Origin of the sequence: Micromonospora sp. NPDC000316 (genome assembly GCF_042898885.1) — a bacterium.
GTDB lineage: Bacteria > Actinomycetota > Actinomycetes > Mycobacteriales > Micromonosporaceae > Micromonospora.
The window spans coordinates 176,720-190,561 of the sequence record NZ_JBIAZG010000009.1 but is presented as its reverse complement, the minus strand read 5'-3'; the positions used below and the strand labels follow the sequence as shown (position 1 = coordinate 190,561).

Here is a 13,842-nt window from a genome sequence, read left to right as displayed (position 1 = left end):
CACCACCCGAAGTTACGCCCCGGCGGTTGGTGAGTCAACCCACTCACCTCGCTATGATGGGCGCATGACCCCAGCGCCGTCGGCCTATCACCAGCGCGTGGCGGAGGAGAAGCGCGCGCTCATCGTGCGGGCCGCTACTGAGCTGTTCCTCGAGTTGGGCTACGACCGGGCATCACTGGCGCGTGTTGCCGAGAGTGCTGGCGTGTCGAAGGCGACGCTGTTCAAGCAGTTTCCGACAAAGGCAGCGTTGTTCGATGCCATAGTCATCGACTCGTGGGCCGAGAAAGACGTCGCCGACGTGCCGCCCGCCGGTGATCTCACGGCCGGCCTGACGGTTCTGGGACGGCGCTACGCGACGCTGTTGAGCCAGCCGGGGATGACCGACCTGTTTCGCATCGTCATCGCCGAGCTGCCACGCTTTCCCGAACTGGCCAAGGCGCATTTCTCGCAGGGCAAACTGCCGTACTTCGAGTCCGTCCGGGTCTACCTCCTGGCCGAGCGCGACGCAGGAGCCGCAGACATCGCTGACCCGGAGATGGCCGCTACGCAGTTCCTCGGGATGATCTCGAACTACCTGTTCTGGCCGAGTCTTTTGGTCCCGGACTGGACGGTGACCCCTGCCCGCACGACAGCGGTCGTGGAAGAAGCCGTCCGAACCATGGTTGCGCGGTATGGCACCGATGTTCACCACCGGAACCCGTAAGGTCGTCACCGCGTCTGTTGCGGGAACGCGCAGGCCGCCGACGGGCCTATCCGAGTAGCGCCGCCGCCGCAGCCAGGGTGGCCATGGACAGCGTCGTGGTCACCACCACCGCCCGGCTGGCCACTGCCTCGCCGACGCCGTACTCCTGGCTGTAGATGAACGTGTTCTGCGCTGTCGGCAGGCCCGCGCACACCACCACGGCGAGCAACTGCGGCGCGGACAGGTGCAAGGCCAGCCCGGCGACGTACGCGATGACCGGCTGTGCGACGAGCTTCAGCGCGGTGATCACGGCCAGTTCGGCCGGCTGGGCCGGCTCTGCCCGCGATGGGGTCGCGGGGTGCAGCGACGCGCCGAGCGCGACAAGGGCGGCCGGGACCGCGGCGCCCGACAGCAGGGTGAGCGACGCGTCGGCCGCCGACGGCAGATGCACACCGGCAGCCGAGCACGCGACACCGAGCATCGACGCCAGGATCACCGGGTTGCGTACGGGCAGGGAGGCGATACGGCGGACCCGTACCCGCCCGGTCGGGTCGCTGTGTCGGTCCAGGGCGACCAGGATCACGGGCGTCACCACCAGCACCTGTAGCAGCACCACCTCCGCCAGGAACGACACGTTGCCGAGAATCTGTGTTGCGATCGGGATGCCGACGTTCGCCGAGTTGACGTACCCGGCGGCCATGCCCCAGATCGGCCGCTCGCCGGGCTCGCGGCCGAACAGCCAGCTCGCGCCGACCCACCCGAACCCGACGACCGCGGCGGTGCTCACCCCGAAGGCGAGCAGCGAGCGGCCGGCAAACCCGGAAAGCGGCATTCGGGACAGGGCCAGGAACAGGGCGGCCGGCATCGCAAGGTGGAACACGAACCGGCCGAGCACTGACGCCGCCGCCTCGCCCAGCAGGCCCCACCGAGAGGCCGAGTAGCCGACTGCGGTAAGGATCCAGATCGGTACGAACGCCGACACCAAGCTCATACGAGCGTCACCGGCGGGCGGACGTCCACGGTGCCTACCAGACCGCCGGACAGCCGGGGACCGTCCACACGTACGTCGATCGGGAAGCCACGCGTTCAGCCTCGCATCCCGTCCGGACCGCGCAAACATCCCACTCATCCGCAACATCGGCTCGGCGACGGGCCAACGGACCGTCGTCAAGGCCGGGCGCACGGATCTGCCGCCGACCGGGCGTCACTCCTCTGCGTCATGTGACGGGCGGGCGGACTGCGCCGAGCGGTATGCGCGTGCGACGGTTGACGACGTGGCGGCCAGCTGCGGACGGGCTGGCATCCAGACCGTCTGAATGCCGAGTTGCTCGTTCATCGCGGCGAGCTGGTATTCGTAGCGAAGGTCCGCGGCCGTGCGCACGCCGCGGACGATGACCGTGGCAGAGCGGCGCAGGCAGTAGGCAGTGGTCAGGCCGGTCCAGGTGTCCACCTCGACATTGCCCCAGGCTGCCGGCAGGGCAGCACGCACGCGTACGGCCCTCGCCGTGGCCTCGTCGGTTGGTTGCTTGTCAGCGTTCACCGCCAGCAACACGATGAGCTGGTCGAACATCACCCGGGCCCGGGCCACGATGTCGCGGTGCCCCGGGGTGAACGGATCGAACGTACCGGGATAGACCGCCAACGAACCGTGTGCCACCGCCGCCGTCCTCATCTGCCCGCACGTCGCTCGTCAGTCTGCTCCTCCTCCGCCACCGCCTGAATCGAAGTTTGCAGCGTCACCATAGGCAGCGTTCTCTGCGATGGCGGCGGAATGTCGGTCGGGGACGCCTCGGCCCCGCTCGAAGATGTCGCGACCAGGGCGCGGCGATCTACGGCGTATGGCACGCATGGCGGACCGCGCGGCCGCCGCCTTCTCCTGGACGCTCTGTGGGCGACGGCTTCGGCGCCTGCGGATCAGGACTGTGAGGCCCGTTGCGAGCGCGATGCCAGCTAGCAGGAGATACCATCCCATGTCCTCACGGTAGAAGGAGCCCGCCCCCGGCGCGGCCCCGGCGGGGAGCCTCGGGTCCCAGCCGGTCACAGCGGTCCGCCGTGGCGATGATCAGCGGTGGGCGAAGACGAAGCCGCCCTCGACATTCGGGGCTGGCCGGTGCGTCATCTCGGCCTCGACGGTGAAGCCGGCGGCGTCCAGCCAGGCCGCGACCCGGTCCGGCGGACGGCGGTGCACGTGGACGTGCATCGGGTGACCGCCGTAGCCCTCCGTCTTCAGTCGACTGCCGTCGCCGGCGTGGAACCCGAGCAGCACGACGCCGCCGGGTCGCAGCACTCGGTGGAACTCGGCGAGCACTGCGGGCACCTCGTCGTCGGGGACGTGGATCAGGGAGAACCAGGCGAGGATGCCGGTCAGACCGCCGTCGACCAGATCGAGGTGAGTCATGGACCCCACCTCGAAACAGAGACCGGGGTGGTCCCGCCGGGCGATCCCGATCATCGCGGGCGACAGGTCGACACCGAATGCGTCCAGGCCGAGGCCGTGCAGGTACGCGGTTATCCGGCCCGGGCCGCAGCCCACGTCGGCGACCGTCCCGTTGCCTTGGGCGCGCACCAGTTCGGCGAAGAGCGCAAGGATGCCCCGCTGGAACGGCTCCTCGGCGAGAGCGTTGCGCAGCAGGTCGGCGTAGCTGACCGCCACGGTGTCGTAGGAGGTCCGGGTGTCGTCGAGCCAACCGGGTACGGCCATGCGCTGCAGGATAGCGACAGCGACCTGGCCGAGCGCGCCGTCGCGTGTTGACGTGCTGCGATGCGTCGCCTGTCGCGGCTGTCAGTTGTGTGTACGGAGCTCAGCCAACTCGCCTGCGAGGTGGGCGAGGACGGCTGCCGGGTCTGGTGCGCGGGTCAGCGAGCGGCCGACGACGATGTGGGTCGCGCCCGCGCGGATCGCGGCCGTCGGATGCGCCGGCCGAGCGTGCTCGGTTGTGGTCCCGGCGGCCAACTCGGCCCGCAGCATCACACCCGGAGTGATGATCAGCATGTCCGGACCGAGTTCCGCGCGCAGCAACGTCGCGCCCTGCGGCGAGGCCACCACTCCGTGACAGCCGGCGCGCTGGGCCAGCCGGGCCAGACGGATGACCTGCTCCTCGATCGTGGTGCTCAGCCCGATGGCGACAAGGTCGGTGTCGGTGAGGCTGGTGACGACGGTCAGCGCGATGACGCGCAGGTGCGGGAAGTCGGCGGCCGCGCGTACGGCGGCCTCCATGATTGTGGAGCCTCCCATGGCATGCACTGTCACCATTGTCGCCCCGAGCCGGCCGGCGGCGCGGACCGCACCCGCGACAGATGTCGGGATCTCGAACAGCTTGAGATCCAGGAAGACATCCTTGCCTTCGCCGGCCAGCCTGGTTGCCAGCGTCGGGCCGGCGATGGTCAGCAACTCCAGGCCCACCTTGTACGACTGGCCGGCCTCACCCAGGCGGTCGACTATCGCCTCGGCGTCGTCAACGGTGTCGAAGTCGAGCGCGACGATGATGCGACGGGTGTCCACGCGCTGATCCTGCGGGTTCCGCGGCGCAGCTGTCACGCCGGCAGGGAGGCTTCCAGGTCGCGACGGGTGAGGGCAGCGCGCAAATGCAGCGCCTCGGCTGCCAGATTCTCGCGTCCACCCTGCTCGCGATCGATGGCGCAGACCACCCAGTCAATCCTGGCGCCACTGGCCCGCAGTTGCCGGCACGATGCCAGCAACGCCCCTCCGGTGGTCACCACGTCCTCGATCACCACGACGCGCTGGCCGTCCAGGGGACCGCCCTCGGCCGCCTTGCCGGTGCCGTACTCCTTGGCCTGTTTACGGACGAAGACGGTCGGCAGCCCGGTCAGCTGCGACATCACGGTGGCGATCGGTATGCCGCCCATCTCCATCCCCGCCAGCACGTCGCATTCCGGCAGCAGAGCGACCATCGCCTCAGCCACCTCGCGTAATAGGACGGGCTGCGCCTCGAACAGGTACTTGTCGAAGTACTCGTCGCTCACCTGCCCGGATCGGAGGCGGAACCGGCCGGTCAGATGGCAGGCGTCGTAGACGCGACGAGCGAGCGGGGAAGTCATGCATTCAGCCTCGCATTCCGCCTGGTCGAGCAAACCACCCCGCCCAGGGCCAGGTCGACGGAAGCCATCGGCACGTACACGTACTCACACGTCGCCGAACCTTTGCCGTAGCTCGGACACTCACCACGGCCGACGCCGCGATCGATTCAGGCTTCCGGGCAGCCGACACGACCGTCACGTAGCTGCTGGCTAACGATCCCCCCGAGGCTAGCGTGCATTCGACGCCTCGATGATGGTGGCCGATCCTACCGCGGGCCTGCCCTCGTGCATGGTGATGGTCATGCCCGGCCGCAGGTCACGCCAGAGGGCTGGCGACAGTCCATCCGCGGATTATTCAATGTCGCCGCAGCACCGGCGCAACGGATCACACCGGCGCATGTATCTGCCGCCGGCAGAGCGCGGTGTCCGTGAGGCGCTTACCGGGCAAGCGCCGTCTCGGCTAATACCGTGGCGCGTTGGGTCTGGGTCGAGGACACTCGCGATCATGCTGGCTTCATGTCGTAGCGTCACGGAACTGGTCGCCGCGCAGGCGCGCGGGGAACGGATCAAGTTTCTGTTCTTCTGGGGACACCAGCCGGAGCGCGACGGCCGGGTCGGCGCCGGCTGCTTGAGTCAGTGGTGGACAGTGTCATTCATGATCGATGGGCTGCTCTTCGCGACCGCGGAGCACTACATGATGTGGCGCAAGGCCACCCTGTTCGGTGACGACGCGACGGCCGAGCGGGTTCTCGCCGCGCCGCACCCACACGCGGCCAAGGCTCTCGGTGGCCGGGTCGTCGGCTTCGATCAACGGATCTGGGACCAACACCGCTTCGACATCGTGGTGGCCGGCAACCTGGCTAAGTTCGGACAGCACGCTGAGCTGCGCGAGTTCCTCGTTGGTACCGGACGACGGGTTCTCGTCGAGGCCAGCCCGCTGGACCAGGTCTGGGGTATAGGGCTAGCTCGTGAGGATCCCGTCGCCTCCGATCCGGCTCGCTGGCAGGGCCTCAACCTGCTCGGGTTCGCGCTCATGCACGTTCGTGACGCTCTCCGCGACGAGCCGGAGCGGTAGTCGTCGCTGGACGCCGAGGTCATGGATTGCTGCCGACGGGACGTTCAGGACCGCTCCTTTCGTGTCGAGAGTGGTGCGCGCCGTCACGGCACGGAGGGGTCGCCTGTGCCGCTGCAAGGGTCAAGGCCTCGCATGTGACGATTCCTCGATGACAGCGGAGCTTGTCGCCCAGATCCCAATCCGGGTGGCCGGTCGATTGACCGAGCAGTTGGCGGCCAGTGGATGGCTGCCGCATCGTTTCGTGCCCGACGATGAGGTTGCCTTCGTGCGCGAGCCCGTCCACGGGGTCGTCTTCCGCTTCGGCGTCAACCTCGCTGGCGGTGACGGTATCTCGCTCAGTTCCAGCGTGGGCGTGGAACATGCCGACGCCGCCGAGTTGCAGAGGCAACTCTTCGGTAACACGGGCACCGTGTGCCAGGTGGGTGCAAGCATGACCGACCTGGTGTACGAAGCGGAGCCGTCCAAGGTCACGCCGTTACGCTGGTGGGTCGCGTCGCTGGAACAGGTGGACGAAGCTGTTGCTCAGGTCATCGCCGACTTGATGACCTATGGTGAGCCGTTCTTGGTCGGCAACCAGACGTTGCCGAAGGTGATCGAAACGCTTGTCGGACGGCCGAAATCGCAGATCGAGTACGGAACTCTGGCCGTTTGCCTCGCGGTGTCGGGGGACCTGCCCGGGGCTCGCGCCATGCTGGCGAAGTTCGGTGCGGTTCGCCCGGTGTTCGCGGGAGGCACCACCGAAACATTCATCCACAACTTCACCGAGCGGTTCGGCAACTAGGCCGCGCTGCCCTTGGCGGCCCGACGGGTGACCTGGTCCGGGCGTTCCGAAATGACATGCCGGATTCCTCGCCGCCGCAGCGCCCGGCTGGCACCACGACGTACCACCGGCACATCGTCACGATCGACCACTCCAAGATCGACAGGACGCGCCCTAGGAGGGGTGGCGCATGGCGTTGACTGGCGGCGGACCTGGCACGATCTCGCCATGGCGACCTATGAAGTTGCGTTGGTACTCCTCGTGGATTCCTCGGAGGCGGTACTCATGCAGCATCGCGATGGGCAAACCTCGACTTCTCCCTACCAGTGGAGCTTGCCGGGCGGCCGTGTCGAGCCGGGCGAGACGCCTGAACAGGCGGCCCGTCGGGAACTGCTGGAGGAGACGGGACTGAGGGCAGGTGAGTTGCATGCATTGTGGAGCGGACCACGCCCGTATGAGGCAGGTTTCCCGCACGCGGTGACCGTTCACGTCTTCTGCGGTCGGACCGATGCTCAGCAACAGGATGTGGTAGTCGGCGAGGGGCAGGCTATGGTGTTCGTCCCTCGGCACGAGGTCTTCGACCGTGACCTAGCCGTGACTACTGCCGCAGTCCTGCCGCTTTACTTCTCCGGCGTCGGCGAGACGCGATGATGCCCGACTGCCGTTAGCATCCTCGGCATGGCAACGCGGCTCGTTCAGATCAACATGAAGGCTCGGGACGACGCTATGTTGGGCGGCTTCTGGGCGCAGGCGCTCGGCTGGGAGGTTTCCAGCGAGGGGCCCGGCGTGACCAACCTCGAACCCGAGGGCTTCGACTACCCCGACCCGGTCGCTGTCTGCGTCGACCTCATCGTCTCCTCGGAGCCCAAGACGGTGAAGAACCGCGTCCACGTCGACCTCGCCAGCACCTCGGCGGCCCAACAGGCGGAGATGGTCGCGCGCCTGAAGGATCTCGGCGCGACACTCGCCGACATCGGTCAGGGCGACGTGCCGTGGACGGTGATGGCAGACCCAGAGGGCAACGAGTTCTGCGTGCTGGACGCCCGACCGGGCTACCGAGACACCGGACCGATCGCCGCGGTGGTGGTCGACTGCGTGGATCCGCGAGCCATGGCCCGCTTCTGGGGTGACGCCACGGACTGGATGCTGCACGAGGTGACCGACCAGGAGGCGGTTCTGCGCTCCGCCAAGGGCGTCGGCCCATACCTTCGGTTCGTCCGTACGCCCGGGGTGAAGACCGTGTGGAACCGCGTACACCTCGATGTTCGTCCCTACCCAGGTGACAACCTGGCGGCCGAGGCAGCCAGGCTGCGGGCGCTCGGCGCCACCGCAATCGACCTGGACGTCCCGTGGATGGTCCTTGCCGACCCGGAAGGAAACGAGTTCTGCCTCCTGGCCCCAAGCTGACCGTGCGACAGCGGGGTGGGGTGCGGACGAATCCATCAAACGGGACGAACGTGGCGTGTGGTGTGGCCGCGGGCCGCGGGCCGCGTCGAAAATATCCGTTGTGGGGGTGCCGTCTGTTGGTGAGTGGGTAAAGGAGGGCGATGAAGTCCACCTGGAAGCCCCACGAGCAGCACGGCAGCCTCTCCGAGAAGGACAAGCGCGAGTTGCCGGCGACAGTTTTCGCGTTTCCCCGCGAGCGCAAGGAACCGATGACCGACGCGGCGCATGTCCGCAACGCCATCGCCCGCTTCGACCAAGTGCAGGGCGTGGACGACGCCGACCGTGACCAGGCGTTCCAGAACATCCTCGCCGCGGCCGCACACTACGGCGTCGAGGTCGCGGAGACCGACTGGCATCAGCTGGGCAAGCTGCCCCACACGCCGAATCCCGCCCACTGACCGGCCCACCGATGGTGGAGATCACCAGGAGCCACCGCTCGACCGACCGGGGCGGTGGCTCGGCGCAGGGTAGTTTCCTGCCATGAGTGATGACAGCTTCCGCTCGGTGAAGATCGAGCGCACAAGCGTGGGGCGGTACGTCGCGCGCAACGTCCGTGGCGGATCGATGTCGATGGGGACGGGCGAGGACGACAGCTTCACGCCTGTGGAACTGCTTCTGGCTGCCATCGGCGGCTGCACCGCGGTCGACGTGGACCACATCACCAGCCGTCGTGCCGAGCCGACCCAGTTCTCCGTGGAGATTACCGGCGACAAGATCCGGGACGAGGTCGGAGGTAACCGCATGCAGAATCTCACCGTCGAGTTCACCGTGACGTTCCCGGCGGGCGCGGACGGTGACCGGGCGCGCGAGGCGCTGCCCCGGTCGCTGCGGCAGTCGCACGATCGACTGTGCACCGTCTCCCGTACCGTCGAGCTGGGCACTCCCGTCACGATCGTCGACCCTGCCGGACCCACCGCGGACTGATGTTCCCGGTGTCGTCAGGCGATTCGGTCGACGTGTCCATCCGGTCAGCGGGTGCCGACAATGGATGACGTGGCACCTGCCTTCGTCCTGCACGACCACCGCAAACCACGGCCGCACTTCGACCTGCGGCTCGAGGAGGGCGGCGTGCTTCGCTCCTGGGCAGTGCCTCGCGGTCTGCCGGACAGCCCCAGCGACAACCGGTTGGCCATCGCCGTACCCGACCACGACCTCGATCACCTCACCTACGAGGATGCCGACAAGTCGATCGCCGACATCGGCACCTGGGAGGAGCACGACCGCACCGACCGCCGGATGCTGTTCACGCTGAACGGTCGCACCGGGCGTCGGCGGTACGCGCTCATCCGCACGGCTGAGGGGTGGCTGCTCCACCTGACCAAGGAGCAGCCGTCTGGACAAGGCTGACGACGTACGCGAGGGCAACGAAGCGCTTGCTCCTCACGCGGCGTCAGGTCGCATAGTCGATGGCATGGAGGAGCACCTGACCGTGGGGCGCGTGGCGGAGCTGGCCGGCGTCAGCGTCCGCACACTGCATCACTATGACGAGATCGGTCTTCTGGAGCCGTCGACGCGGACCTTGGCTGGGCACCGGGCCTATTCGGCGGGCGATGTGCAGCGACTTCGGGAGGTGCTCGCCTACCGGCGGCTCGGCTTCGGGCTGCGCGAGATCGCCGCTCTGGTCGACGACCCGGCCACCGACGCCGTCGCGCACCTGCGCCGGCTGCGCGGCCTGCTGGTGGACCAGCGCGACCGCGCTGCCGCGATGGTGACGGCCATCGACAGGGAGCTAGAGGCACGAGCAAGGGGCATCAGGACGACGCCCGAGGAGCAACTGAAGGCGTTCGGCGCGCATCTGTACGACGCTATCGGCTCTGCCTACCCGGCCACGCGGCGTACCGAGCCACGGATCGCCGCCCGCATGTGGGAGGCGCTGGGGGACGCGCGCACGGTGCTGAACGTCGGTGCCGGCACGGGCTCCTACGAGCCACCCGACCGCGTCGTCACGGCGGTGGAACCGTCTGCGGTCATGCGGGCGCAGCGTCCCGTGGGTGCGGCACCGTGCGTGGCCGCCGCCGCGGAGAGTCTGCCGTTCGACGACAAGTCCTTCGACGCCGCCATGGCGGTCAGCACCGTCCACCACTGGCGGGACCCGGTCGCCGGGCTGCGGGAGATGCGGCGGGTGGCCCGCCGCGTGGTGGTGTTCACGTACGACGCCGACGACACCGGCTGGCGTCAGCGGTTCTGGCTCACCCGCGACTATCTACCCGAGTTCGCCGACCTCCTCGTCGGCTGGCCGTCCCTGGCCGACCTGACCCATGCGATCGGAGGGCGTGCGGAGCCGCTGCTCGTCCCGTGGGACTGCGCTGACGGCTTCTTCGAGGCGTACTGGCGTCGGCCCGAGGCGTACCTGGACGAACACGTACGCCGGGCGGTTTCGGTGTGGACCAGAGTGGGGCCGCAGGCTGAGCGACGGGCGGTAAGCGCGCTCCGCGAGGATCTCTCCTCGGGCCGGTGGGCCGAGCGCAACCGCGATCTCGTCGCCCTCGACACCGCAGAGCTCGGCCTCCGTTTGCTCGTGGCCTGAGCCACCGTGCGCGAGTCCGACCGGCCGTCACCGGGAAAGGCCGGCGTTGGCCGCTGCCTCCGAGGCCAGGATGGTGGAGCTGATCTCGTGCACGAACGTGTGGACGCCGTCTGCCCTGCCGGGGTCGGTGTCCTCGCCGCCGTCGTACCACCAATCGCGTGCCCAGGTGATCAGGCCGTCCCACTGTGGAAGTGCGGCGGTGGTCCGGTCGGCGGCCTGCCGCTTGGACAGCTGCCGGCCGTTCTGAAGACGGTGCAGGGCTCGGCAGAGGGTAAGTACCGTGTAGGACTGGCTCCGGGTGTGGTCATCTGGGTCATCCAGGTCGGCCAGTCGCGAACGTGCTCCAGCAGAGCCGATCGGACGAGGTTGGGGGCGACGGCGGGTAGCAGCGCGGCGGCTGAAGGCCCCACAAGCACGCGGTCGTGATCGCGGACGGTCGACCAGGTCACGACGCGATGGATGGTGGCGGGTAACAGGTGCAACGATTCGCCGGGGCTGATCCGGGCGATGGCGTGGGGCTGGCCGGCACGGCCGTGCGCGGCGTCGCGCGTGGCGCCGAGGGACACGTACTCCACCTCGATCCTGCCGGCCCACTGCGGGTGCCATCGGTCAAGGTTCGCGTGCAGACCGGCGAGCACGGCGAGTAGCGCCTCGTCCGGATCGCTGTCGAGTACCGCGAGTAGATCAAGGTCGCTGCGATCCGGGGCGAAGTCGCCGGCGACCAGGGAGCCGTGCAGGTACAGGCCCAGAAGCGTGCTGGACAGCGCGGCACTCCACGCGTCACGAAGATCGGCGAGAACGATCTCGGGCGATGCCATCAGGTCATCCTCCGCCGCGGACCGTCCGCCCACCATCGAGTAATCACGATCGGAAAGACCGGAGCGCCGCGGCCAGGGGCCTATGGACCATCAGAAGGTGCGGCTCGTGGTCGACGTCGCAAGCGATAGGGTCCTGCGGGTGACGCGCCCGCTGCTGCTCGACTGCGACCCTGGCATCGACGACATGGTGGCCATCCTCACGGCGGTGGCCAGCCCGGAGGTGGACCTGGTCGCGGTCACCACCGTCGGCGGCAACGTCGGAATCGACACCACCACCCGCAACGCGCTGGATGTGCTCGCGCTGGCCGGCCGGGCCGACATCCCGGTGGCCCGCGGCGCGGACCGGCCGTATCTGCGCTCACTGACCAACCGGGCCGCGTCGGTGCACGGAGACAGTGGGCTGGGGGGCATCACGCTGCCGACCTCCGGCGTCGGCCCGGTGGAGGCCACCGCGCTGGAGCTGATGGTCGAGACGGTACGGGCGGCCGCCGAGCCGGTGACGCTTGTGGCGACCGGGCCTCTGACAAACGTGGCGCACCTGTTCGCGGTGTACCCCGAGGTGGCGTCGCGGTTGGCCCGATTGGTGGTCATGGGCGGCTCGATCGGCGCTGGCAATCGCACACCGGCCGCCGAGTTCAACATCTGGGCCGACCCGGAGGCCGCCTACCGCGTGCTCACCGAGCCGGGGCTGCCCCGGCCGGTGCCGACCACGCTTGTCGGGTTGGATGTCACGTACCGCACCGCCTACGGGCCGGACGACATGCACCGGCTCCGGTCGGCCGGCGCCGTCGCCGCTCTCTGCGCGGACGCGCTCGACACCTACCTCGCCGCGTACCGGCGGGACCACGGGATGGACGTGGTGCCGCTGCACGACCCGCTGGCGATGGCGGAGGCGATCCGGCCCGGGCTGGTCACCGCCGAACCGGCGTACGTCGAGGTGGACACCACGACCGGGCCGAGCCGCGGCAACACGCTCGTGCACCTGCGCGGGCTGCTGGGTCAGCCGACCGTCGAGGTGGGTGTGGACGTCGACGTGCCGTCCGCGTTGGAGTTCATCACGAGTCGGCTGGAGTCACTGGCGCATCCGCGACCTTGACGGCGGCGCAGCCCGGCATGTGTGCTGACCGGCGCGAGTGCCGGGCGACCCTGAGCCGCCCGGCACCACGACGGGACTGTCAGGCGACCGCGCAGGCGGCGCCGTTGAGGGTGAACGCGGACGGCCGCCCGGAGTTGCCGGTGTGGGTGGCCTGGAAGCCGATGTCGACGGCGGTGTTCGGGGCGATCGTGCCGTTGTAGGACACGTTGCGGGCGGTGATCGCCCCGCTGGTCGGTGAGTAGGTGGCGTTCCAGCCGCCGGTGATGGCCTGCCCGTTCGGCAGCGTGAACGCCAGCGCCCACCCGTTGACCGGGGCGCTGCCCGTGTTGGTCACCGAGATCGACGCGGTGAGGCCGTTGTTCCAGGCGTTGACCGTGTACGCGACGCGGCACCCACCGGCCGGCGGCGGCGTGCTCGGCGGGGGAGTCGTGGGCGGCGCGGTCGTCGGCGGCGCGGTCGTCGGCGGGGCAGTCGTGGGCGGGGCAGTCGTGGGCGGGGGAGTCGTCGGCGTGTCGCCGCCGATGCTGCCGGGCACCGAACGAAGCGCGTCGTACCAGGCGACGGCCATCTTGCGGTAGCCGGTGGCGTTGGGGTGTACGCCGTCGGCGAGGTCGCTAAGCGTCAGCGCGCGGTACATGTCGACAAGGTGGACGCGCTTGCCGGCGGCGGCCCTGGTCTGGACGATCCCGGGGATCGCCGCGTTGTAGCCGCGAACCTGGTTGTCCGCACCGGCTTTCGGCACGATCGTCGCGACGAACACGTCCGCGTTCGGTGCGGTGTTGGTGATCTTGTCGACGAGTGCGGCAAGCCGGCCCGGAGCACCTGACGTGTCGCCGTACATGTCGTTGGTGCCGATGTGCAGCAGCACCGTGCGGGGGGTCGTCGCCCGCAGCCAGTTGACCACGTTGGCGTCGATCTGGGCGATGGTCCAGCCGGAGTGCCCCTCGTGGTCGTGGTCGCCGAGGCTGGCCGGGCCGTTGAACTGGGAGCCGACGAAGTCGACCCGGTATCCGCCGCTGGTGAACCGCTGCCAGAGCTCGATGCGGTATCCGCCGGCGACGTTGAAGCCGTCGGTGATCGAGTCGCCGAGCGGCATCACGCGTACCCCGCCGTTGGACTCGGCGCTTGCGGGCATTGTCGCCACCGGGACGGCGGCGGCCACGGCCGCGACGGCGGCCAGGGCCGCCCACCACAGACGGGCCCGTCGGGGCTTCGGCGTCGTGGCGGTGGTCGCGGGTGCTGGGGGAACAGGATGGTCGAGGTACGGACTGCTCATGAGGGCTTCCTCCGGTGGTGGGGGAGCGTGCGCCAGCAGGGCGCAACCTTTACGCGGTACGCGTGGATCAGCTGGCGGGACGGCCAGGAACCCGGACGTCAGCGCTGGTCATCGACGGGCCGGC

18 protein-coding genes are annotated in these 13,842 nt (G+C 69.0%); 10 read left to right on the top strand and 8 right to left on the bottom strand.

Annotation, left to right across the window (positions count from 1 at the left end; all coding sequences use genetic code 11):
• Nucleotides 1-64: 64 nt before the first annotated feature.
• Complete coding sequence (locus tag ACFY2Q_RS19445) at nucleotides 65-703, top strand: TetR/AcrR family transcriptional regulator (RefSeq protein WP_387131961.1); 639 nt, start codon at nucleotides 65-67, stop codon at nucleotides 701-703.
• Nucleotides 704-749: 46 nt separating this feature from the next.
• Here ACFY2Q_RS19445 and ACFY2Q_RS19440 read toward each other — a convergent pair whose 3' ends face one another.
• From ACFY2Q_RS19440 to pyrE, 5 genes are all read right to left on the bottom strand, one after another.
• Nucleotides 750-1,673: an AEC family transporter gene (locus ACFY2Q_RS19440; RefSeq protein WP_387131959.1), complete on the bottom strand. Its 924-nt coding sequence runs from the start codon at nucleotides 1,671-1,673 to the stop codon at nucleotides 750-752.
• Between the two features lie 213 nt (nucleotides 1,674-1,886).
• Complete coding sequence (coaD, locus tag ACFY2Q_RS19435) at nucleotides 1,887-2,324, bottom strand: pantetheine-phosphate adenylyltransferase (RefSeq protein WP_387131956.1); 438 nt, start codon at nucleotides 2,322-2,324, stop codon at nucleotides 1,887-1,889.
• A gap of 420 nt (nucleotides 2,325-2,744) precedes the next feature.
• Nucleotides 2,745-3,383 carry a class I SAM-dependent DNA methyltransferase gene (locus tag ACFY2Q_RS19430; protein WP_387131954.1) on the bottom strand — a complete coding sequence of 213 codons (639 nt, stop codon included), beginning with the start codon at nucleotides 3,381-3,383 and terminating at the stop codon, nucleotides 2,745-2,747.
• A gap of 81 nt (nucleotides 3,384-3,464) precedes the next feature.
• Nucleotides 3,465-4,184, bottom strand: coding sequence for an orotidine-5'-phosphate decarboxylase (gene pyrF / locus ACFY2Q_RS19425; protein ID WP_387131951.1), 720 nt, complete (start codon nucleotides 4,182-4,184; stop codon nucleotides 3,465-3,467).
• 32 nt (nucleotides 4,185-4,216) lie between these two features.
• Nucleotides 4,217-4,741: an orotate phosphoribosyltransferase gene (gene pyrE / locus ACFY2Q_RS19420; protein ID WP_387131949.1), complete on the bottom strand. Its 525-nt coding sequence runs from the start codon at nucleotides 4,739-4,741 to the stop codon at nucleotides 4,217-4,219.
• A 484-nt stretch (nucleotides 4,742-5,225) separates the two neighbouring features.
• Here pyrE and ACFY2Q_RS19415 point away from each other — a divergent pair, with 484 nt between their 5' ends.
• The 8 genes from ACFY2Q_RS19415 to ACFY2Q_RS19380 all read left to right on the top strand — a co-directional run bounded on the left by ACFY2Q_RS19415 (nucleotide 5,226) and on the right by ACFY2Q_RS19380 (nucleotide 10,528).
• Nucleotides 5,226-5,795, top strand: coding sequence for an NADAR family protein (locus ACFY2Q_RS19415; RefSeq protein ID WP_387132094.1), 570 nt, complete (start codon nucleotides 5,226-5,228; stop codon nucleotides 5,793-5,795).
• A gap of 148 nt (nucleotides 5,796-5,943) precedes the next feature.
• On the top strand, nucleotides 5,944-6,576 hold the full coding sequence (locus ACFY2Q_RS19410) for a hypothetical protein (RefSeq protein WP_387131947.1): 633 nt from the start codon (nucleotides 5,944-5,946) through the stop codon (nucleotides 6,574-6,576).
• A gap of 207 nt (nucleotides 6,577-6,783) precedes the next feature.
• The gene (locus ACFY2Q_RS19405; RefSeq protein ID WP_387131945.1) at nucleotides 6,784-7,206 is read left to right on the top strand and encodes an NUDIX domain-containing protein; all 423 of its coding nucleotides are present in this window, start codon (nucleotides 6,784-6,786) and stop codon (nucleotides 7,204-7,206) included.
• A 27-nt stretch (nucleotides 7,207-7,233) separates the two neighbouring features.
• Complete coding sequence (locus tag ACFY2Q_RS19400; protein ID WP_387131943.1) at nucleotides 7,234-7,962, top strand: VOC family protein; 729 nt, start codon at nucleotides 7,234-7,236, stop codon at nucleotides 7,960-7,962.
• A 140-nt stretch (nucleotides 7,963-8,102) separates the two neighbouring features.
• A complete protein-coding gene (locus ACFY2Q_RS19395; RefSeq protein ID WP_387131941.1) occupies nucleotides 8,103-8,399 on the top strand; it encodes a DUF6582 domain-containing protein in 297 nt (98 codons plus the stop codon).
• An 82-nt stretch (nucleotides 8,400-8,481) separates the two neighbouring features.
• The gene (locus ACFY2Q_RS19390) at nucleotides 8,482-8,925 is read left to right on the top strand and encodes an OsmC family protein (protein ID WP_387131938.1); all 444 of its coding nucleotides are present in this window, start codon (nucleotides 8,482-8,484) and stop codon (nucleotides 8,923-8,925) included.
• A gap of 60 nt (nucleotides 8,926-8,985) precedes the next feature.
• Nucleotides 8,986-9,348 carry a DNA polymerase ligase N-terminal domain-containing protein gene (locus ACFY2Q_RS19385; RefSeq protein ID WP_387131935.1) on the top strand — a complete coding sequence of 121 codons (363 nt, stop codon included), beginning with the start codon at nucleotides 8,986-8,988 and terminating at the stop codon, nucleotides 9,346-9,348.
• Nucleotides 9,349-9,412: 64 nt separating this feature from the next.
• Nucleotides 9,413-10,528 carry a MerR family DNA-binding transcriptional regulator gene (locus ACFY2Q_RS19380; protein WP_387131933.1) on the top strand — a complete coding sequence of 372 codons (1,116 nt, stop codon included), beginning with the start codon at nucleotides 9,413-9,415 and terminating at the stop codon, nucleotides 10,526-10,528.
• Nucleotides 10,529-10,555: 27 nt separating this feature from the next.
• Here ACFY2Q_RS19380 and ACFY2Q_RS19375 read toward each other — a convergent pair whose 3' ends face one another.
• A complete protein-coding gene (locus tag ACFY2Q_RS19375) occupies nucleotides 10,556-10,786 on the bottom strand; it encodes an aminoglycoside adenylyltransferase domain-containing protein (protein ID WP_387132091.1) in 231 nt (76 codons plus the stop codon).
• Complete coding sequence (locus tag ACFY2Q_RS19370) at nucleotides 10,699-11,346, bottom strand: nucleotidyltransferase domain-containing protein (RefSeq protein ID WP_387131931.1); 648 nt, start codon at nucleotides 11,344-11,346, stop codon at nucleotides 10,699-10,701. The genes ACFY2Q_RS19375 and ACFY2Q_RS19370 overlap by 88 nt, the downstream gene beginning before the upstream one ends.
• A 139-nt stretch (nucleotides 11,347-11,485) precedes the next feature.
• On the opposite strand from ACFY2Q_RS19370, the gene ACFY2Q_RS19365 reads away from it, so the two are divergent.
• A complete protein-coding gene (locus tag ACFY2Q_RS19365; RefSeq protein ID WP_387131928.1) occupies nucleotides 11,486-12,442 on the top strand; it encodes a nucleoside hydrolase in 957 nt (318 codons plus the stop codon).
• Nucleotides 12,443-12,521: 79 nt separating this feature from the next.
• Here the strand turns inward: ACFY2Q_RS19365 and ACFY2Q_RS19360 are convergent, their stop codons facing one another.
• The gene (locus tag ACFY2Q_RS19360; RefSeq protein WP_387131925.1) at nucleotides 12,522-13,718 is read right to left on the bottom strand and encodes a cellulose binding domain-containing protein; all 1,197 of its coding nucleotides are present in this window, start codon (nucleotides 13,716-13,718) and stop codon (nucleotides 12,522-12,524) included.
• Nucleotides 13,719-13,842 lie beyond the last annotated feature (124 nt).

Coding starts and splice junctions, on each gene's coding strand:
- ACFY2Q_RS19445 (WP_387131961.1), top strand. CDS start 65: ATGACCCCAGCGCCGTCGGCCTATCACCAGCGCGTGGCGGAGGAGAAG.
- ACFY2Q_RS19440 (WP_387131959.1), bottom strand. CDS start 1,673: ATGAGCTTGGTGTCGGCGTTCGTACCGATCTGGATCCTTACCGCAGTC.
- ACFY2Q_RS19430 (WP_387131954.1), bottom strand. CDS start 3,383: ATGGCCGTACCCGGTTGGCTCGACGACACCCGGACCTCCTACGACACC.
- pyrE (WP_387131949.1), bottom strand. CDS start 4,741: ATGACTTCCCCGCTCGCTCGTCGCGTCTACGACGCCTGCCATCTGACC.
- ACFY2Q_RS19415 (WP_387132094.1), top strand. CDS start 5,226: ATGCTGGCTTCATGTCGTAGCGTCACGGAACTGGTCGCCGCGCAGGCG.
- ACFY2Q_RS19410 (WP_387131947.1), top strand. CDS start 5,944: ATGACAGCGGAGCTTGTCGCCCAGATCCCAATCCGGGTGGCCGGTCGA.
- ACFY2Q_RS19405 (WP_387131945.1), top strand. CDS start 6,784: ATGGCGACCTATGAAGTTGCGTTGGTACTCCTCGTGGATTCCTCGGAG.
- ACFY2Q_RS19400 (WP_387131943.1), top strand. CDS start 7,234: ATGGCAACGCGGCTCGTTCAGATCAACATGAAGGCTCGGGACGACGCT.
- ACFY2Q_RS19395 (WP_387131941.1), top strand. CDS start 8,103: ATGAAGTCCACCTGGAAGCCCCACGAGCAGCACGGCAGCCTCTCCGAG.
- ACFY2Q_RS19390 (WP_387131938.1), top strand. CDS start 8,482: ATGAGTGATGACAGCTTCCGCTCGGTGAAGATCGAGCGCACAAGCGTG.
- ACFY2Q_RS19385 (WP_387131935.1), top strand. CDS start 8,986: ATGGATGACGTGGCACCTGCCTTCGTCCTGCACGACCACCGCAAACCA.
- ACFY2Q_RS19380 (WP_387131933.1), top strand. CDS start 9,413: ATGGAGGAGCACCTGACCGTGGGGCGCGTGGCGGAGCTGGCCGGCGTC.
- ACFY2Q_RS19370 (WP_387131931.1), bottom strand. CDS start 11,346: ATGGCATCGCCCGAGATCGTTCTCGCCGATCTTCGTGACGCGTGGAGT.
- ACFY2Q_RS19360 (WP_387131925.1), bottom strand. CDS start 13,718: ATGAGCAGTCCGTACCTCGACCATCCTGTTCCCCCAGCACCCGCGACC.